Source organism: Brucella tritici, assembly GCF_008932295.1.
Taxonomy (GTDB): domain Bacteria; phylum Pseudomonadota; class Alphaproteobacteria; order Rhizobiales; family Rhizobiaceae; genus Brucella; species Brucella tritici.
The window spans coordinates 157,787-177,733 of the sequence record NZ_WBWA01000007.1 but is presented as its reverse complement, the minus strand read 5'-3'; the positions used below and the strand labels follow the sequence as shown (position 1 = coordinate 177,733).

Below are 19,947 nucleotides of genomic sequence, written 5' to 3'. Positions count from 1 at the left end.
CGCAAGCGAAATAGTAGCGTTGGAGGTTCTCGTGAGTATAAACTTCAGATCATCGGGTATATCTGCAGAGCGCATGTCAACACGGCGCATTCTGGTAGCGGGCGGTGCCGGATTTCTTGGCTCTCATCTTTGCGAACGTCTTTTGAACGAAGGAAACTTCGTCATTTGCGTCGATAATTTTTCGACGGGGCGGCTTGAGAACCTGCGCAATCTCCTGCGTTACGACACGTTCAGCTTCGTGCGCCATGATATCGTTAACCCGATTGATCTGCCGGTAGACGAGATTTATAATCTCGCATGTCCCGCATCGCCGCCGCATTATCAGGCTGATCCGGTGCATACGATGAAGACGAGCGTTATTGGCTCGCTCAATCTGCTCGAGCTTGCAGCGCATTATCAGGCACGGATATTTCAGGCTTCGACATCGGAAGTGTATGGCGACCCGCAAACACATCCGCAGCCGGAAGCCTATTGGGGCAATGTGAACTCGTTCGGCCCCCGGTCCTGCTATGATGAAGGCAAGCGCTCCGCCGAAACGCTGTTCTACGATTTTCACAAGCAGTATGGCGTCGATATCCGTATCGTGCGCATCTTCAATACCTATGGCCCGCGCATGCGGCCCGACGATGGCCGTGTCGTGTCGAACTTCATCGTTCAGGCGCTCAAGCGTGAAGACATCACCATCTATGGCGATGGTTCCCAGACCCGTTCTTTCTGCTATGTCGATGACCTGATCGAAGGCTTCAGCCGGCTGATGAACAGCCAGGTTCAGAAGCCTGTCAATATCGGCAATCCGGGCGAGTTCACCGTGCGTGAACTGGCCGAGCAGATCATTGCACTGACAAATTCATCCTCGCGCATCGTCTATCGTCCTCTGCCCACCGATGATCCGCGCCAGCGGCGCCCGGACATCATGCTCGCCAAGCGCGAGCTTGGCTGGGAGCCGCAAATTGCGCTGGCCGAAGGACTGAAGCAGACGATTGCCTATTTCGAACGCCAGTTGGTCAGGCCATCGGGCGAACTCTTCGAGGTGGCGAGATGACACGGCGGACCATACTCGTCACCGGTGGCGCCGGCTTCATTGGCAGCCATACGGCCAAGCTTTTGCACGGAAGTGGATTTTCGCCGGTCGTCTATGACAACCTGTCGACGGGTCACCGGTCTTCCGTGCGCTGGGGCGAGTTTGTCGAGGGCGACACGCTTTCGCAGGAGCAGCTTATCGCTGCCATCCGGATATTTGATCCGGCAGCCATCATCCACTTTGCGGCCTCGGCCTATGTGGGGGAATCCGTCACGGATCCCGCAAAATATTATCGCAACAATGTCGGCGGCATCCAGTCTGTTCTGGAGGCCAGCCGCCTGACAGGCGGACGCCCGATCATTTTCTCATCGAGCTGCGCCACTTACGGCATTCCGGATGTGCTGCCAATCCGCGAAGGCGAAACGCAGAATCCGATCAATCCTTATGGCCGCACAAAGCTGATCGCGGAACATATGCTGGCCGACTATTCGTCAGCCTATGGCATGCCCTATGCGGCGCTGCGCTACTTCAATGCCTGCGGTGCCGATCTGGATGGCGAACTGGGCGAAAAGCACGATCCCGAAACCCATCTGATACCGCGCGCTATGCTGGCTGCGGCGGGCATGGCGGATTATCTGGAAGTCTACGGCGACGACTACGAAACGCCGGATGGCACCTGCATCCGCGACTATATTCATGTGGTCGATCTGGCGCGGGCACATGTGCTTGCAGTCGAGCATCTTCTGAATGGCGGCGGCAATCTGGTCCTTAATCTGGGAACCGGGCGCGGAACATCCATCAAGGAAATCGTGGATGCGATAGACCGGCTGACCGGACGCACGGTGCCTGTCGAAATGCGTGCGCGCCGGGCAGGCGATCCGCCGGTGCTTTATGCCGATCCGGCTGAAGCGGCTGCAAAGCTTGGCTTTCGCACGCTCCATTCCGATCTCGACACGATCATTCGCACGGCTGCGCCCTTCTTTGGTCTGGAGATGCGGACATGACACGGCGCGAACTTCATCCAGCCATTGATGGCGATACAGGCGAAATGGTACCATTGCTGGCGCCCATCTTCACTGGCCGCAAGCGGGTGGAATATGTGGTGGGCATCGTCCTGTGGGCCCTCGCCCTCGCCTATTTCTGGCAATGGTGGTTCATCAGCGCAAAGCACAATCATCTGCTCGGCTCCATTCTGGTGACGGCACTCCTGGCATGGATCACGATCCTGCCGCTTTACTTCATCACGGTTTTCTTCCACGCAGCGCGCCCGACCGGCCCGCTTCGCATTCCTGCCGGAAGCCGCGTCGCCATGGTCGTCACCAAGGCTCCGTCAGAGCCCTTCGAGGTGGTGGCTGAAACATTGCGCGCCATGCTGGCGCAGGATGTGCCGCACGATACCTGGCTTGCCGATGAGGACCCTTCGCCCTCGACGCTTGCCTGGTGTCGTGAGAATGGTGTGTTCGTTTCCACGCGCAAGGGCCGCGCCGACTATCATCGGCAGACCTGGCCGCGCCGTACCCGGTGCAAGGAAGGCAATCTTGCTTTCTTCTACGATCACTATGGCTATGAGCGCTATGATTTCGTCTCGCAGCTCGACGCCGACCATGTGCCTGAACCGGGCTATCTCTTCAATATCCTGCGGCCTTTTGCCGATCCGGCTATCGGCTATGTTTCCGCACCGAGCATTTGTGATCGCAATGCGCATGAAAGCTGGTCGGCGCGCGGACGTCTCTATGTGGAAGCCAGCATGCATGGCTCGCTGCAGGCCGGTTACAATGGCGGCTTTGCCCCGCTCTGCATCGGCTCCCATTATGCGGTGCGCACGGCAGCGTTGAAGGAAATCGGCGGTCTCGGGCCAGAACTGGCCGAAGATCATTCCACGACCCTGTTCATGAACGCGCATGGCTGGCGTGGTGTCCATGCGCTGGACGCCATCGCCCATGGCGACGGCCCGCGCACCTTCGCCGATCTCGTGACGCAGGAATTCCAGTGGTCGCGCAGCCTTGTGATGATCCTGCTGCAATATACGCCGAAGCTGATTGGGCGGCTGCCGCTGCGCCTGAAGCTCCAGTTCCTCTTCTCGCAGCTCTGGTATCCGCTCTATGCATTCTTTCTGGCGCTGGCATTCGTTCTGCCGATAGTCATTTTGGCTTATGGCGATAATTTCGTCAGCGTTACCTATCCTGCCTTCCTGATGCACTTCCTGCCGCTCTCGCTCGTGACCCTGGTGCTGGCATTCTGGTGGCGGTCCAGCAAGACGTTCCGTCCGGTCGACGGCAGGATTTTCAGCTGGGAAGCGATACTGTTCCTGCTGGCGCGGTGGCCCTGGGCTCTGGCTGGCACCTTCGCAGCCTTCCGCGACTGGCTGACCGGTTCCTTTGTCGATTTTCGTGTCACGCCGAAGGGCTCATCCGAAGTCGATCCGGTCCCGTTGCGGGTGATCGCTCCCTATGCGCTGATCTCCGGTCTCTCCATCCTGCCGGTGCTCGTCGTCAGGGATGCTCATGAAACGCGGGGCTTCTTCATTTTCGCCATCGTCAATGCGTGTTCCTACCTGTTCCTGATGGCGATGATCGTGATCCAGCACACCCGCGAAAATCGGGTGCGGATGACGAGCCGCCTCTATCGACCGGTGTTGGCATGCAGTTTTACGGCGCTGGTCGCGCTGACCGGCTTCACGACTGTTGAACGCGGACGCGACGGCATCGAGGCACTGAGCTGGGGCACGAAAAGCTTCACGATATTTGACGATCGCTTCTCGGTCGCCGGTGCCGGTGTAGGCGGACGCGATCTCCACCGGACAATTTTCAATCCACGCTGGCGCACGGATGCTGCCAGCACAGAGAACTAGGCGAAAGAGGCGCGACGATTATGAAGATCGCTGTTATCGGTACGGGATATGTCGGATTGGTCAGTGGCACGTGTTTCGCAGCATGGGGACACGAGGTCGTCTGTGTCGACAAGGACGCCCAGAAGATCGCCCGGCTGGAGCGCGGCATTGTGCCGATATACGAGCCGGGGCTGGATGAGTTGGTGGAACGCAACTTCGCCTTTGGCCGGCTTAGCTTCACGACCAATCTGGCGGAAGCGGTCAGGGGCGCGGAGCTTGTCTTCATCGCAGTCGGTACACCAGCGCGTGCCGGACACGGCGATGCGGACCTGTCCTTTGTCTACATGGCCGCCCGCGAGCTTGCGCCATTGATCGACGACTATAGCGTCGTCGTGGTCAAGTCCACCGTTCCGGTCGGCACTGGCGATGTGGTGCAAAAGATCATCGGCTCGGTTCGCCGACCCGGCACATTCTCCGTTGCGTCTAATCCGGAATTCCTGCGCGAGGGTGTGGCTATCCGCGATTTTCTTGAGCCCGATCGCGTCGTCATCGGGGTGGAGGACGAGCGCGCGCGTTCCGTGCTTGTCGCCCTTTATGCTCCGCCGCTTGAAGCTGGAAAGACGCCGATCGTGATTACGCAGCGCCGGACATCGGAGCTGATAAAATATGCGGCCAACGCTTTTCTCGCCACCAAGATCACCTTCATCAATGAACTGGCGGATCTGTGCGAGGAAGTCGGCAGCGATGTCACCGAGCTGGCGCTTGGCATGGGGCTGGACAAGCGCATCGGCACCAGCTTTCTCAATGCGGGGCCGGGCTATGGTGGTTCCTGCTTCCCAAAGGATACGATAGCGCTGTTGCGCACTGCCCAGGATCACGGGGTCGCCCTGCGGCTGGTCGAGGAAACGGTTACCGTCAATGAAGCGCGCAAGCGTCGCATGGCGCTGAAGGTTCTGGATGCGCTCTGCGGTAGTGTCGAAGGCCGGACGATTGCCGTTCTCGGTCTGACATTCAAACCCGATACGGACGATATGCGTGACGCACCGTCCGTTCCGCTTATCGAAACCTTGCAGCGTTTCGGCGCCAGAATTCGGGCCTTTGATCCGGCAGGAATGGAGAATGCGCGCGGTCTTCTCAGCGATGTCGAGTTTTGTGACGACCCCTATGAATGTCTGAACACAGCCGATGCGGCGGTGGTCGTGACCGAATGGGACAGCATTCGCAAGCTTGATCTCGTTCGGATGAAACAGGTCATGCAGGACGCGGTGCTCGTCGATCTGCGCAATGTCTTTTCACCGGCGATTGCCGAGAATCAGGGCTTCCGGATTTCGACAATCGGTCGTCCCGTTCAACAGCGGCAGGAAACAAGACCAACAAACGTTCTGCCGCACGCGCGCATCCGTCAATCGCAAGAACCCTTGGCGGGTGCGCGCAACCTGAAGGTCGTGGGAGGTTCAAATGAAACATTCGATGTTTGAAGGCCAACGGTCCCGGTATGGCTGGCGCACGGACAGGAGCAGAGGCGTTCTCACACTCTTTGTCCTGCTGGCCGGGCTCGGCACGCCAGCCGGTGCAGCAACGGCTACAGCGGATGGTTTGCCCGAGGGCGCCCGTGTGATGACACCCGCAGAGCTTTACGTGCTCTATCGCGACAAGAACTGGCAGTGGGCCGATGGCGCTGGCCGGATGGAAAGCCAGAACCGCCGTTTCACAGCCCGCGTCGATGGCGACAAGGGTAAGGCCTGGGCTGAAGGCCGCTGGCGGATCACCTGGTCGGGCCAGATGTGCTTCGATGCGAAATGGCATCTGGATCAGGGCGTCTTCCCGAACAAGACCTGTTTCTCCCACCGCATTGCCGATGGGACGATCTATCAGAAACGCGAGCCGGACGGTGTCTGGTATATCTTCCGCCATGCTGGCGGAAACAAGGATGACGAAGCGCGCAAGCTCGTCTCCATCGAAACAATAACGCCAAAAACGGAAGCGCTGAATCTGGCGCTGCCCGTCGCGCAATCGCCAACGCAATAAAGGAGGCGGCGATGAAAACCTCATATAAAATAGCAACGGCCATTCTTTGCGGTGGGATGCTTTCAACCGCTGTTTACGCGGCAAGCGGTGTCTCGGGCGCCAATGTCGATACGCGCAACATGTTCCATGACAAGCGCCCGGTCATAACCCCGCAATCCATCACGTTCGGGGCCTATGATCCGCACGGGGATTTCACCAACGATCCCAATTCCCGCATCGAGCATCTGTTCCTGCCCTGGGAAGATGTGGACCTGGCCAGCCTGTCGACCGCCGATGCCTATGCGCAGGAACGGGGCCGCGAATTGCTGATCACCATCGAACCCTGGTCATGGGCTCGCGACTGGCGCGTTGCGCCGGATGATCTGCTGAGCGGCATCGTGCGTGGTCGCTACGATTCAAACATGGCTGCCGTCTGCTCCGCTGCTTCCAAGCTGAAGAGCCCGGTCACCATTCGCTGGGCGCAGGAAATGGACGACAAGGCTGGCCAGTTCACCTGGTCCTACTGGCCGGCTGAGGGTTATATCCGCGCCTATCAGCATGTTGTCAGCGTCTGCCGCAAGTCACTGCCGCACGCCAAATATATGTGGTCGCCGAAGGGTGAAGAGGGGCTTGAGGCCTATTATCCAGGCGATGGCTATGTCGATGTCATCGGCCTGTCGGTGTTCGGCTACGAAACCTACGATATGCTGGAACTCGGACGCGCATCCACCTTCGTCGAACGGGCAAAGCCCGGATATGACCGGGTTGTGGGTTTCAAGAAGCCGATTGTCATCGCCGAGCTCGGCTATGAGGGAAGCGATACCTACGTCCGCGCCTGGGCACAGGAGACCAACAAGCCGCAGCCCGAATTCCCGAAACTGACAGCGGCTGTCTACTTCAATGACCGCGAAGTCTATCCGTGGCCACGTGGTGTCGGGCGGCCCGACTGGCGGGTTGCGAACCATCCGCTTGATTGATCCGGAGACGCGAATGTGTCCCATTTTAATCATGCTCTAACGTCTGAACAGGAATACGACAATGTTTTCGATCCGTTTGAGAACCGTCAGCGCGGCGCTGTCCGTGCTTCTTCTGGCAGGCGCTGCCGATGCGGCGCCGAAGCCGAAGACCGAAGATCCGGTTGCCATCAAGGCTGCTTCGGCGTCACCGCTCTCAGCCCAGGCGCTTGAGGCGCTTTATTCCGGCAGAACATGGAAATGGAAGGATGGTGGTGGCTATTTCTCTGCCGACAGGCATCGTTTCATCGCCTGGTCGCAGAAGGGCAGGGTCTGGTCCTATGCACAGGGGCGCTGGTATGCCACCGACAGCGGCAAGCTCTGTCTTCAGGCCTATTGGGTCAGCAAGACGGGGAGCAGCAGCGATACGACCTGCTTCCTCCACCGCGAACAAGACGGCGTCATCTATCAGAAGCGCTCGCTGGGGGGCAGTTGGTATGTCTTCCGCAACAATCCCCCACGCTCGACCGATGAGGCAGCCAAGCTGTTGCGCGGTGACCGTATCAGCAAGGGACTGGCAATCATGAAAGCCAAGGCGAGATGATCGCCGGGCAAGCATGCCGGCTCGCTGATCAGTATCGAGTTCTGGCGAGCCGGTATGCCTTGGAGCGTCTTCCGAAAGCCGTTTCGCGGCGGCCAGATCGTGCACTGGTAACTTTATGAATCTAGTGGATTTTTCGAATTTGACGTTTGGAACGGGATTGATATCGGACGGGTATCAAACGTCAAATTCAATCCACTAGTCGCGGATGAAGCAGCGGGATTTCTGTCCGAAGCCGCTTGGCGTGCACACATAGGATGTGCCGGTCGCATATTGCGATGCGGAAACCTTGATGACCTTCGCGGATGCGGGCTTGTTGAAGCGAGCCTGACTGCCAATCTCGAACTTGGCGAGATAAACGGAGACCGTTGCGCTTTTCTGCTTGCGGGTATCCTTGGCTTCTGCACCTGCCGTCAGGCAAAATGAAGCGGACAGTCCTACGACGATGGCGGCAGCCCATTTCAAGCCGTCGCGGCGTACAGCATATGCAAATACATTGTTCATGCGATTGCCTCCGGTTGTTATTACCGTGCTTTCTATCGGATGCGTTTTAATATTCTGGCCGGATTTTCATGAAAATTTTCATCAAATGGGACGCAAACAACCTGTTTCACAGGTGGTTCTGAAATCTGCGATGCTTCTGGTCAAATCCGGGACGAAGCCGGTAATGCGGGTATTCGCCGCGCAAGAGGAATATCGGCTACAGGCCTGAACGGTTACCTGGCTGATAATGTTCCGGCTTATTTTGATTTTATGCGCGAAAATGCTAATATCCACGCAGGGACTTGGGTTGCGGTCTCCGCGGCTTGAGCCTTCGGGTTGGTTGAGGGAGTTGCCGTGACATCCCCGAGCGACAAGGCTACGCGTGATCTGAAGCCCGATTTTGTGGAGCGCCGCCAGTCAGCGCGGGTGCCGCTTGCGACGCTTGGCGAAGACGCCCGAAGCGCCAATATTCTGGCCCCGCTGGTATTCACGACTGAACAGCTTGAACCTGCCGCCCAGTTCGCTGCATGGCAACAGCATGTAGCTCCTCTCTATGAGGTGCGTATGCCCGATGGCGTTAATGCCGCAGACGGCTTCGCTGTTACCCAGAAAGTCTGGAATCTGCATGGAATGCTGCTCATAGAGCAGAGCGTTCCGTCGTTCAGCTATGAGCGTACGGCGGAAAAGGTTCGTTTCAGTCCGATCGACCACTGGCAGATCAGCTTTTTGCGTCGTGGCCGCACATGGACCTCCGTGGATGGTCGTGTGGCGGAAAACGAGCCTGGCATGATCAATATCCGGTCGTTTGGCTATCCGTTTCGTGGTCGTGCGCTGGCAACGGAAGTGGTGCTTCTGATCATTCCCGTCGATCAGTTCGCCGCTTTGGGCGGCATGCCGGAGGCCTGCAACAATGCGACGCTTGGAGGCTATCGCGCCAAGCTGCTGATCGACTTCGTGTCGACGATCCAGGCAGGGCTGGACCACATAACAAGCGAAGACTTGCCGGAATTGCGCGATGCCGTGCGGCAGCTCGTATTCGACACCATCGCCCCTCTGGTGAGGGAAAGCGATACGAGCGAGCATAATGCATCTCTGGGGCTGATGACCAAAGCCAGGCGCTTCATCCAGAAAAACCTCCTGTCGCGTGAACTCACGCCCGATGCGCTGAGCAAGGAACTCGCCGTCTCACGCACACATCTCTATCAACTGTTCGAAGGCTCGGGTGGGGTGCTTAGCTATATCCGCCAGAAGCGGCTGCTTGCGGCACATGAAATGCTTGCCGATGCATCGGAAAACCGCAAAGTGTCCGATATTGCGCAACTGTTTGGCTTCGATACGGCGGCCAATTTCACGCGGGCCTTCACGCAGCAATTCGGCTATAGTCCGAGTAATGTCCGCAAGTCGCTGTCTCGAAACGACGGCCTCGGCGACAATCAACCGGACACAAACCGCTCCCTCACCTTCTCGACGCTGTTACGAACACTGGCAGCCGCCGGTGGGTAAAATTCTGAAAGAATGATCGTCATCTTTTGACGATGTCCAAGGGCGGCTTCCGGGCGGGCATCGTTCAAGCATGCCTCCCGAAAGTGGGAACCGGTTTCGGGATAAAGACACGCGTAAAGACAAACGGATAGAGCATTTCCAATGATTGAAATGCTCTAATTGCTGTCCGGCAAGCGTTGAAAATGATTGATTGCCCCGTCGAGAGACACCCATTCATGCTTCGATTGTTCGAACACTGACAGGGTAGGCGGGGCAAAAGCCGGATCGGCAAATGAACCAACCGCTACGCCGATCAGGGATGGGGCAGCTTCGGGCAGCCAATAAACGGTTGAGCCGCAAGCCGGACAAAAGTGCATCCGGACCTTGCGGCCACTTTCTGCGATACGAACGAATTCTGTCGATGCGCCTGAAATTTCAACGCAGTCTATCGCATAGAAGGCATTCGCACTGAACGGCGAGCCGGTCCTTCGCTGGCAGGCGAAGCAGTGGCACAAAGCCGTCAATTGTGGTGGCTGGTGAGGCGTTACTGTCAGATTTCCGCATGCGCATTGAGCATAGGTCATGGATTTCTCCTGCAAGGCGAGATCGCATCGTCTGAAATGGAATTGGGATATTGCCCAAATGGCCAGAAAGGAGCTGGCGAGGGCTTCGGGTTCGGCTGCAATTCTGGCAGCATCTGAACCGAATACTGCGCATTATCATCTCTCCGCACTCTATCCGCAAGCTCGGCTGGATAGAATTTCTCCCGCTTGCTTTTGCGCAAGATATTGCGGACGTTGTTGTCGGACTCCCATTCGGGAGAACACATGGGAGGAAAGACATGCAGCATTACAGACTGAAATCGCTTTCCCTTGCCGCAGTCATTGCCGTTGCGGGCCATCTGCCTTCGGCTTACGCGGCATCACCAGCGCCGGCAGAAGGCCAGAATGGCATGGTGGTTACGGCCCAGCATCTTGCCTCGCAGGTCGGTATCGATGTGCTGAAGAACGGCGGCAATGCCGTCGATGCGGCTGTCGCGGTCGGCTACGCGCTGGCTGTTGTCTATCCGACGGCCGGTAATCTCGGCGGGGGCGGCTTCATGACCATCCGCTTCAAGGACGGGAAGAGTACCTTTCTCGATTTTCGTGAACGCGCGCCGCTCGCCGCCACCAAGACCATGTATCTGGACAAGGATGGCAAACCGGTCGAAGGCGCCAGTACTGAAACCTATCTCGCCATCGGCGTGCCAGGCACGGTGGCTGGCCTTGAGGAAGCACGCGAAAAATATGGCACCCGCAAGCGCGAGGAGTTGATCGACCCGGCCCTGAAACTTGCCAAGGACGGCTTTACGCTGGAGCTGGGCGACATTCTCTCCTTTGCCGATGGCAATGAAAGACTGGCGAAAGACCCGGCAGCTGCCAAGATCTTCCTGAAAGACGGAAAACCGATTCCATTGGGTGAAAAGCTTGTCCAGCCGGATTTGGCAAAGTCGCTTTCGGCCATTTCGGAAAAAGGTCCGGCAGCCTTCTATCAGGGCGATATCGCCGATCTGATCGTCAAATCGAGCAAGGAAAATGGCGGCATTCTCGCCAAGGCCGATTTCGAGCAATACAAGGTTCGCGAGCTGGAACCGGTGAAGTGCAGCTATCGCGGTTATGACATCGTCTCATCGCCACCGCCTTCTTCGGGCGGACTGATCATCTGTGAAATCCTGAACGTGCTTGAGGGCTATCCGATTTCCTATCTCGGCTACGGCTCGGCAGAAACCACGCGTTTGATGGTGGAAGCGATGCGCCATGCCTATGTGGACCGCAACACGGCGTTGGGCGACCCTGATTTCGTCGAAAATCCAATCGAGAAGCTCACCAGCAAGGCCTATGCTGCAGAAATCCGCAGTCGTATCGACCCTTATCGCGCCGGCGTCAGCGAAGCGCTGAAACCAGCCGAATTCAAGGAGTCCAACGAAACCACGCATTATTCCATCGTGGACAAGGACGGCAATGCTGTCGCCGTGACCTATACGCTGAATGGATCGTTCGGCACGGCCAAGGTGGCCGAGGGTACCGGCATTCTTCTCAACAACGAGATGGACGACTTCACCATCAAGCCGGGCGTGGCCAATCTCTATGGCCTCATACAAGGCGAAGCCAACGCCATCGAACCACGCAAGTCACCGCTTTCCTCGATGAGCCCGACCATCGTGTCGAAGGATGGCAAGCCATTCATGGTCATCGGCAGTCCCGGCGGTTCGCGCATCATCACGATCACGCTCGAAGCAATCATGAATGTCATCGATCACGGTATGGACATTCAGGAAGCGATTGACGCCCCGCGCATCCATCACCAGTGGCTGCCCGACCGGGTCTATATGGAAGCGAACGCGCTTTCGCCGGATACGATCCGGCTGCTGACCGGTATGGGCTATACCGTCGGTGAGGATCATGACTGGCCGGTCTGGGGTGAGGCAGCAGGCATTCTTGTCGGAGGCAAGGATATGGCGGCCATCGAAAAAGGCGGCGACAATCGCTATTACGGTGCTATCGACAGCCGTGCCGTCGCAGGTGCCGCCATAGGATATTAAAGCTGAACCACTCTGGCGGTAGCTGAGGGCACAGACAGAGCGAGGAGACGAGATGAATTCACGTCTCCTCATGTCTGTGTCGGATCAACCAGCGTTCTTGTCGGTGATCCGCGCGCTCTTCAGTATTTCAATGACCATTTCGGAGGCCTTGTTAAGCGAACCGACTGGCAGAAACTCGTAAATCGAGTGGAAGTTGTGCGCGCCGCAGAACAGGTTCGGGCATGGCAGCCCTTTTTCGGACAGCACCGCACCGTCATAACCGCCGCGCATCGGCAGCGGTGTCGGTGCCACGCCTATTGCCTTCATGGCCTGAAGGGCAAGCACGACCGGGTAGCGATTTTCGCCCTGCAGGCTTTCGGCGGCGTTCCGGTAGACAGCCTTGTAGTCCACGTGAACCGTGCCGTCGCCGTGGAGCTGGTTGAAACTTGCGGCGAGGTTCTCGATGAACGCACGACGTGTTTCGTAACCGTCCTTCGTGAAATCGCGGATGTCGATAATCAGGCTCGTCTCGGCAACGGTCCCCTGAATGCCCTTGGCCCAATAATAGCCTTCGGTGCCTTCCGTATATTCCGGGCGTTCGCCGCCCGGCATCATTGAAATGAATTGCTGGGCATAGAGAATGGCATTGCGCAACTTGCCCTTGGCCGACATCGGATGAGCTGGCTGGCCCTTGAAGGTGAGGCGGAATTCACCGGCATTCCAGTTCTCATACACGATCTCGCCAACTGCACAGCAATCGAGCGTATAGGCGAAATCGGCTTTCAGTGACGCGACGTCGAGCGCCTTGGCGCCGAGCAACCCGATTTCCTCATCGGGAACGAAGACTACCTTGACCGTGCCGTGCTCGATTTCGGGGTGAGCGGTCAGGACCTGCATGGCATGCATGATCTCGGCGATGGCGGATTTGTTATCGGCGCCGAGCAGGCTGGTGCCGTCCGTCACGATGATCCTGTCCCCGACGTAGCGTTCCAGCTCGGGGAACTCGGCAAGCCGCATGACGGCGCCAGTCGCTTCATTGAGCAGGATATCCCCGCCCTGATAATCGACCACATGAGCGCGGGTGTCGGTCGTATATTCGCTGGACGTATCGAGATGGGCGACCCATGCAATCGTCGGATACTGCCGATCGGCATTCGAGACATTGGCAGGCAATGTGCCGACAACGATCGAGTGGTCACGCTCTTCAACGTCCATGCCCATGGCGCGCATTTCGCTGGCGAGCAACTTTGCGAGATCGGTTTGTCCCTCGCTCGACGGGAGTTTGCCTGCATTCGGCACAGCGGTCGTGTTGATGCGGGTATAGGCTAGAAAGCGGTCTACGATATCCATCATATTTTCTCGGCTATTGGTCGGAAACGCGCTCCAACGGGGCGTGAAAGAAGAATAGCGGGCGTTTAGGCCCGCTACCCGGAATTTATCGCCAGTTATCGAACCGGCGCAGGAAAAGACTTATTCCTCGATGTCGACGTCTTCGAAAAGATAGCCGCCAAAGGGATCGATGCGGAAGTCTTTGACTTTCTTGCTGATTGGCTGCTCGACAATCTGATGAGCAATGGTCAGCCATGGAGCCTGTTCCTTGAAGACGACCTGCGCCTGCTCATAGAGCTTGGTGCGCTCGGCCTGATCGGTCGTCAGCTTGGCTGCCTGAATGAGCTTCTCGAAATCCTGATTGCACCAGTTTGCGCGGTTGGCACTGCCGATCGCCTGACAGCTCAAAAGTGCGGCGAGGAAATTGTCGGGGTCGGCGATGCCGCCGGTCCAGCCAAGCATGACGGCGCCATCGCGGTCTTTTTCCAGTGAACGCTTGAGATATTCACCCCAGTCATAGGTGACGATTTCCGCCGTTACGCCCACCTTGGCGAAGTCGGACTGCATGAGTTCGGCTGCGCGGCGCGCGTTCGGCATATAGGGCCGCTGCACGGGCATGGCCCAGATTTTCATCTTCAGGTCTTTGACGCCCGCTTCATCGAGCAGCTTGCGCGACTGTTCGGGGTCATAAGGATCATCCTTGACGTTCTTGTTGTAGCCCCAGACACTCGGCGGCAATGGATTGACCGAAACGACTGCCGAGCCGAGATAGACCGCATCGATGATCGCGGCCTTGTTGACCGCCATGTTCAGCGCCTTGCGGACACGTACGTCGTCAAACGGCTTCTGCTGGGTGTTATAGGCGAGGAAGGAAAGGTTCAAACCTTCCTTGTGCAGCATTTCGACTGCCGGGTCCTTCTTCATTTCCGCAATATCGGCGGGGTTGGGAGCGGCGATGACATGGCATTCGCCCGACTTCAGCTTCTGATAGCGCACTGCCGCGTCCGGTGTGATCGCAAAGATGAGATTGTCGATCTTCTGCTTGCCTGCCCAGTAATCGGGATTGGCCTGATAGCGGATGGCGCTATCCTTCTGATAGGCAACGAACTGATAAGGGCCGGTCCCGACTGGCTGCTGGCTGAACTCCTCAATACGGTCTTCCGCGACGAGCTTGTCGGCATATTCCTTGGACTGAATGACGGCGAATGTCAGCGACAGCGTCGAGATAAAGGTCGCTTCGGGATGCGCCAGCACGAACTTGACCGTGTGATCGTCAATCTTTTCGATTTTCTCGATCAGCGAAGGGAAGGAATAGGCCCCGAATTGCGGCCATGCGCCCTGATTGTAGTAAGGATTGTCCTTGTTTCCCTGACGGTCGAACGTGAAGATCACATCGTCCGCATTGAATTCACGCGTCGGTGTGAAAAAACTTGTGGTGTGAAACTTCACGCCCTTTCGCAGATGAAACGTATATTCCTTGCCGTCGGCAGAAACGTCCCAGCTTTCCGCGAGGCCGGGTTCCAGTTCCGTTGAGCCGCGCTTGATCTTGATAAGTCCATTGGACACATTGCGCGCCGATGCGTCATACACGGCGCCGGATGTCGTCTGCGCCGCATCGAACATTTCAGGAGATGCCTCGGAGCAATAGATCAATGTCTTGGCGGAGACCTGTCCAACTGCCGTGCTGTTGAGCGCAGCCGCGACCAACGCGGCTGAAAATAGTTTTCCGTATGTATTCATGAGGCTGCATTCCCTTGCTGGCGACGCGACCGACCTTCGACGGTGTGTTGTTCAGTATCGACTTTTCCAGATGATTCTAAACAGCGGTGCAATTTTATATGAGCGCGCAAAGGCTCGCGAAGCAAGCTCAAAAGGTTCAGGAGCCGTGCACTAGCTGGCGCTGCCGGTTCCGGGCATCTCCGGGATCATCTGGCGCAGCAGGTTTCGCAGGATCGAACGCACCGCGACAGTTGCCGCTGACTGTTCGCGGTCGCGGGGCGTAATGAGGCGCACTTCGCGCACGATGGCGGGGTCTGTCAACGGGCGGGCCACGATGCCGCGACCGCGCAGAGCGGTGAAGGCATAGGCGGGCAGTACAGCGATACCGGCATTGACCTCGACCAGCGACAACACCGAGTGAATCTGGTTGACCTCCATGTGCGGTCGAAGCGCTAGCTTTGCCTGTTCGAAGCCGATTTCGGTCAAAAGCCGGATATTGCTTTTCTGGGTCAGCGTAATGATCGGCTGACTGTCGAGTTCGGTCCAACGGACCTGTTCATATCCGGCGAAATCGTGATCGGGCGACACGAAAACCATCAACTGATCGCGCAGTGCCGTCTGGCTTTCAACATCCGAGTCCTCACCGGAAAAGGTGCCGACGCCAAGATCGCAACGCCCGTTGCGAACCTGTTCGATGACGATATCCGGCCCGACATCCTCGATCTTGATGACGAGGTTGGGATGTTCGTCAGCTACACGGCGCACCAGACGCGGAAGCACTGTCGTGCATAGCAATGGCGGGGCGGCGATGCTGACCTGACCGCGCCGCAATTTCCCCAGATCGCGCACCACTTCGGCGGCGCGATCAATTTCGGCAAGACCGGCAAGCGCGCCTTCCGCAAAGGCACGTCCTGCATCCGTCAGGTTGACGCGCCGTGTCGTCCGGTCGAACAGCCGTGTATCCAGCACCGTCTCCAGATCGCGGATGGTGTGGGAAAGATTGGCCTGGGTCGTCCTGACACGTTCGGCTGCGCGGGAAAAATTTCCCAGTTCGACCACGGCCTGAAAACATTCGATCTGGCGGAGAGTGGGGCGCATCGGCTCACTTATGAGTTTTTGTTTATGAATATATTCTACTTACAAGACTTCCCGAATGAAAGAAAGTCAGGCTCGATCAGGAAGACGCGGGTTTGGAGTGACCCGCCCCCGAAGCGAGGATTCCGATGAAGTATGACCGTCAGAACGCTAAGGCCCATTCGCGCGCTACGATGCGCGGTATCTGGGCTGCGGCAAACACGCCTTTCAATCAGGACGGATCGATCGATGAAGGCGGCTTTCGCAAGAATGTCGACCACTGGATCAACGATCTGGGCATTGACGGACTTTTCGTCGCGGGAAAGCAGGGCGAATTCTTCTCGATGTCGGTTGACGAGCGCAAGCGCATGTTCGATCTGGCTGTCTCGGCAGTAGGCGACAAGGCACAGACGATCATGTCCTGCTCGGACCAGAACATGGACGTGGTTATCGATCTGGCCAGGCATGCGCAGGCCTGCGGCGCGGACTATATCGTCGTCCATGCACCTGTTCTGCATTTCCTGCGTGCGCAGGACGAAACGCTGCTGCGCTACTATGAGACAATTGCCTCGAAGGTGGATATCGGCCTTGCACTCTGGTCGCATCCTGACAGCGGCTATCTCATGAGCCCGGAGCTCTGCAATCGTCTGGCCGACATCGAAACGGTCGTCGCGATCAAATATTCGGTCCCGCGCGACATGTATCGCAAGCTCACGGAACTTGCAGGCGACCGCATTCTCGTCTCGACCGCGTCGGAAGACGAATGGCTGGATAATATTCTCGAACTGGGCTGGCAGCTTTATCTCTGCTCTTCGCCGCCCTATACGCTGCAGACCAAGTTTGATCGCCGCATGCGCGATTATACCGATCTGGCCTTTGCGGGCAAAGAGGCCGAGGCGCGCGCCGTCTGGCAGAGCCTTGAGCCTGTCCGCCATGCCTTCAAGTCGACGCGACCGGCTGAAAAGCCCACTTCGCATCAAAAATACTGGCAGGAGCTGCTCGGCCAGGTTGGTGGACCTGTTCGTGCGCCGATGCTTGAGCTGACCGATGCCGAAAAACGCGCAATCCGGGAGGCGTTTGACGGCTGCGGTCTCAAACTGTCCTGATCGAACCGAAAAGGGGAACAAGAATGACAAAACTCAGCGCCTTTAATTTTCAAAAATGGATCGATGAACACAAGCACCTGCTGAAGCCGCCCGTCGGCAATCAGCTGGTGTTCAAGGATGCGGACCTGATGGTCACGGTCGTCGGTGGCCCGAACAAGCGCACCGATTACCACGACGATCCGGTCGAAGAGTTCTTCTACCAGCTCAAGGGCGACATGCTGCTGAAGCTGCATGACACGTCGACGGGCGAATTTTACGATGTGCCGATCCGCGAGGGCGATATCTTCCTTTTGCCAGCGCATATCCGTCATTCGCCGCAGCGCCCGCAGGAAGGCTCCATCGGTCTCGTGATCGAACCGGCCCGTCCTGAAGGCGCACTCGATGCCGTCGAATGGTACTGCTTCGAATGCAGCGGCCTCGTCCATCGCGCCGAAGTGGATCTGGAATCCATCGTCGAGGATCTGCCGCCGCTCTATGCTGCTTTCTACAATGACGAGAAACTGCGGACCTGCCCACATTGCAACACCGTCCACCCCGGCAAGAACCCGCCGGAAGGTTGGGTTGCGCTCTGATGAGGCATGCCCGGCGGAACTGCCGGGCGCCCATCCATAAAAAGACAAGGGGAAATGAAATGAAAAACAAACTCCTGATGATCGGCCTGCTGGCGGGGCTAACAACTGGTGCTGCCGCTGCCGAACCGGTCAAGATTGGCGTGATTACGACCTTGTCAGGTCCGGGAGGTTATCTCGGTCAGGACGTGCGCGATGGCATGAAGCTCGCCATCGATGCCGAAGGCGGCAAACTCGGCGGTGTGCCGGTTGAACTAAAGGTCGAGGACGACGCCGCCAAGCCTGGCAATGGGCGTCAGATCGCCGAGCGGTTCATGTCGGAAGACGGCGTCAAGCTTTTTACCGGCATCATCTTCTCGAATGTAGCCGGCGCGACGGTGCCGGATATCATCGATAATGACGGTATTTATATCAGCGCCAATGCAGCGCCGTCGAACATGGCGGGTAAGGGCTGCGATGCGAATTACTTCGTGGTTTCATGGCAAAATGACTCGCTCCATGAGGCATCGGGCATTGCTGCGGAACAGGAAGGTTTCAAGCGCGCCTTCATTCTTGCGCCGAACTATCAGGCGGGCAAGGATGCGCTGGCAGGCTTCAAGCGCCGGTTCAAGGGCGAAGTTGTCGGTGAAATCTACACCCAGCTCGACCAGACCGACTATTCGGCTGAGATGGCGCAGATTCGCGCCGCAAACCCCGATGTGGTGTTCCAGTTTCATCCGGGCGGCATGGGCATTGCGTTCATGCGCCAGTACCAGCAGGCCGGTCTTCTCGGCAAGATTCCGATGGTTCTTTCCGAGCCGTCCAGCGATGCTGTGATCCTCAAATCACTGGGTGACGCTTCGGTCGGAATCATGGCCACCAGCCACTGGAGCCCGGATATGGACAATGCGGCGAGCAAGGAACTCGTGGCAAAGTGGAAGGCCGCTTATCCTGACCGGCCTCTGACCTATTACGGCACGCAAGGCTACGATGTGGCTCGTCTGATCGCTTCTGCCTTGAAGCAGACCGGCGGCGTTGACGATATGGATGCGGTGCGCGAAGCGCTGCGGAAGGCTGACTTCCAGTCGGTACGCGGCAATTTTGCCTTCGGTCCGAACCAGCATCCGTTGCAGGACTGGTATCTCCTTGATGTCGTCAAGGGCGAGGATGGCAATCCGACTACCAGGATCAAGAAGAAGCTGATCGAAAATTACGGTGATTCCTATTCTGCAGAGTGCAAACTCTGACAGCCACCGTCCGGCGCGCGCGAAAGCGCGCGCCACGCTTCTTTTCATTTCTCATGAAGGTCGTTTTCTCCAATGACACTCATCTTCGAGCAGCTTTTGAATGGCCTTCTCTACGGCGTCATGTTGTTCCTTCTGGCGGCAGGGCTGACGCTGATCTTCGGGATCATGGGCGTCATCAACCTCGCTCATGGTTCGCTCTACATGATCGGTGCGTTCATCGGCACCTGGGTGGCTGTGCAGACCGGAAATTTCTGGTTGGGCCTGCCCGCAGCCATTCTGGCCGCGACGATTGCCGGTATCGTGATCGAGCTTGGCATCATGCGAAAGCTCTATCAGCGCGATCATCTGGATCAGGTGCTGGCGACTTTCTCGCTCATTCTGATCTTCAATGAGCTGACCGTGCTGATCTTTGGCCGCCAGCCGATTTTCACGCAATTGCCCGCATCGCTCTCGCAGCCGATCGAGCTGTTTTCAGGCCTGAGCTATCCGCCGTTCCGGCTGCTCATCATTGTGGCTGGCCTGCTGGTCGCTGGCGGTCTTTATCTGCTCATCAACCGCACCCGCATCGGCATGCTGGTTCGTGCAGGATCGACCAATCGCGACATGGTGCGCGCGCTCGGCGTGGATATCCGCCTGCTCTACACGCTGGTGTTTGCATTGGGCGCTGCCTTTGCGGGTCTGGCCGGTTTCATGACCGGTCCGATCCTTGCCGTTCAGGTCGGCATGGGCGAGCAGATCCTGCTTGCCACCTTCGTGGTCGTGGTTATTGGCGGCGTCGGCTCAATCAAGGGGGCCTTCATCGCGGGAATTTCGCTCGGCATCATCGATACCTGCCTGCGCGCCTTTCTGCCTTCCATTCTGCGCCATTTCATGGCCGGGGCTGAGGCTGACGCTCTGGGTGTCGGGATTGCCTCCATGGGCATTTATCTGCTGATGGCCATTGTTCTTCTGTTCCGCCCGAGAGGCCTCTTTCCGGTGGGAGCCTGA

General features: G+C 57.7%; 18 protein-coding genes. 13 read left to right on the top strand and 5 right to left on the bottom strand.

What is annotated here, in order from left to right; all coding sequences use genetic code 11:
• Positions 1-73 precede the first annotated feature (73 nt).
• From F9K91_RS10105 to F9K91_RS10075, 7 genes are all read left to right on the top strand, one after another.
• Complete coding sequence (locus tag F9K91_RS10105; RefSeq protein ID WP_081104545.1) at positions 74-1,042, top strand: UDP-glucuronic acid decarboxylase family protein; 969 nt, start codon at positions 74-76, stop codon at positions 1,040-1,042.
• Entirely contained in the window at positions 1,039-2,025 is a 987-nt protein-coding gene (gene galE, locus F9K91_RS10100) for a UDP-glucose 4-epimerase GalE (protein WP_151677727.1), read from the top strand. The genes F9K91_RS10105 and galE overlap by 4 nt, the downstream gene beginning before the upstream one ends.
• Complete coding sequence (locus F9K91_RS10095; RefSeq protein ID WP_151677726.1) at positions 2,022-3,872, top strand: glycosyltransferase family 2 protein; 1,851 nt, start codon at positions 2,022-2,024, stop codon at positions 3,870-3,872. Before galE ends, F9K91_RS10095 begins: the two co-directional genes overlap by 4 nt.
• A gap of 20 nt (positions 3,873-3,892) precedes the next feature.
• Complete coding sequence (locus tag F9K91_RS10090) at positions 3,893-5,329, top strand: UDP-glucose dehydrogenase family protein (protein WP_151677725.1); 1,437 nt, start codon at positions 3,893-3,895, stop codon at positions 5,327-5,329.
• The gene (locus F9K91_RS10085; protein ID WP_412842157.1) at positions 5,322-5,879 is read left to right on the top strand and encodes a DUF995 domain-containing protein; all 558 of its coding nucleotides are present in this window, start codon (positions 5,322-5,324) and stop codon (positions 5,877-5,879) included. Before F9K91_RS10090 ends, F9K91_RS10085 begins: the two co-directional genes overlap by 8 nt.
• A gap of 11 nt (positions 5,880-5,890) precedes the next feature.
• A complete protein-coding gene (locus F9K91_RS10080) occupies positions 5,891-6,835 on the top strand; it encodes a glycoside hydrolase family 26 protein (protein ID WP_151557456.1) in 945 nt (314 codons plus the stop codon).
• 61 nt (positions 6,836-6,896) lie between these two features.
• A complete protein-coding gene (locus tag F9K91_RS10075) occupies positions 6,897-7,415 on the top strand; it encodes a DUF995 domain-containing protein (protein ID WP_151557454.1) in 519 nt (172 codons plus the stop codon).
• A gap of 195 nt (positions 7,416-7,610) precedes the next feature.
• Here the strand turns inward: F9K91_RS10075 and F9K91_RS10070 are convergent, their stop codons facing one another.
• Positions 7,611-7,916, bottom strand: a complete 306-nt coding sequence (locus tag F9K91_RS10070; RefSeq protein WP_151557451.1) for a hypothetical protein — start codon at positions 7,914-7,916, stop codon at positions 7,611-7,613.
• Positions 7,917-8,249: 333 nt separating this feature from the next.
• On the opposite strand from F9K91_RS10070, the gene F9K91_RS10065 reads away from it, so the two are divergent.
• A complete protein-coding gene (locus F9K91_RS10065) occupies positions 8,250-9,398 on the top strand; it encodes a helix-turn-helix domain-containing protein (protein ID WP_151677724.1) in 1,149 nt (382 codons plus the stop codon).
• A 155-nt stretch (positions 9,399-9,553) separates the two neighbouring features.
• Here F9K91_RS10065 and F9K91_RS10060 read toward each other — a convergent pair whose 3' ends face one another.
• Positions 9,554-9,961, bottom strand: a complete 408-nt coding sequence (locus tag F9K91_RS10060) for a GFA family protein (RefSeq protein WP_151677723.1) — start codon at positions 9,959-9,961, stop codon at positions 9,554-9,556.
• 257 nt (positions 9,962-10,218) lie between these two features.
• On the opposite strand from F9K91_RS10060, the gene ggt reads away from it, so the two are divergent.
• The gene (ggt, locus tag F9K91_RS10055) at positions 10,219-11,958 is read left to right on the top strand and encodes a gamma-glutamyltransferase (RefSeq protein ID WP_151652134.1); all 1,740 of its coding nucleotides are present in this window, start codon (positions 10,219-10,221) and stop codon (positions 11,956-11,958) included.
• Positions 11,959-12,042: 84 nt separating this feature from the next.
• Here ggt and pepT read toward each other — a convergent pair whose 3' ends face one another.
• The 3 genes from pepT to F9K91_RS10040 all read right to left on the bottom strand — a co-directional run bounded on the left by pepT (position 12,043) and on the right by F9K91_RS10040 (position 16,083).
• Complete coding sequence (pepT, locus tag F9K91_RS10050; protein WP_235912848.1) at positions 12,043-13,290, bottom strand: peptidase T; 1,248 nt, start codon at positions 13,288-13,290, stop codon at positions 12,043-12,045.
• 117 nt (positions 13,291-13,407) lie between these two features.
• Positions 13,408-15,006, bottom strand: coding sequence for an ABC transporter substrate-binding protein (locus F9K91_RS10045; protein ID WP_151677722.1), 1,599 nt, complete (start codon positions 15,004-15,006; stop codon positions 13,408-13,410).
• Positions 15,007-15,156: 150 nt separating this feature from the next.
• Positions 15,157-16,083: a LysR family transcriptional regulator gene (locus F9K91_RS10040; protein ID WP_151677721.1), complete on the bottom strand. Its 927-nt coding sequence runs from the start codon at positions 16,081-16,083 to the stop codon at positions 15,157-15,159.
• 125 nt (positions 16,084-16,208) lie between these two features.
• On the opposite strand from F9K91_RS10040, the gene F9K91_RS10035 reads away from it, so the two are divergent.
• The 4 genes from F9K91_RS10035 (at position 16,209) to F9K91_RS10020 (ending at position 19,947) form a co-directional block, all read left to right on the top strand.
• A complete protein-coding gene (locus F9K91_RS10035; RefSeq protein WP_151677720.1) occupies positions 16,209-17,165 on the top strand; it encodes a dihydrodipicolinate synthase family protein in 957 nt (318 codons plus the stop codon).
• Between the two features lie 23 nt (positions 17,166-17,188).
• Positions 17,189-17,737 (top strand): 3-hydroxyanthranilate 3,4-dioxygenase, encoded by a 549-nt coding sequence (locus tag F9K91_RS10030; RefSeq protein ID WP_061347555.1) that lies wholly within the window; start codon positions 17,189-17,191, stop codon positions 17,735-17,737.
• A gap of 59 nt (positions 17,738-17,796) precedes the next feature.
• Positions 17,797-18,960: an ABC transporter substrate-binding protein gene (locus tag F9K91_RS10025; protein WP_104755347.1), complete on the top strand. Its 1,164-nt coding sequence runs from the start codon at positions 17,797-17,799 to the stop codon at positions 18,958-18,960.
• Positions 18,961-19,032: 72 nt separating this feature from the next.
• Positions 19,033-19,947 carry a branched-chain amino acid ABC transporter permease gene (locus F9K91_RS10020; RefSeq protein ID WP_061347557.1) on the top strand — a complete coding sequence of 305 codons (915 nt, stop codon included), beginning with the start codon at positions 19,033-19,035 and terminating at the stop codon, positions 19,945-19,947.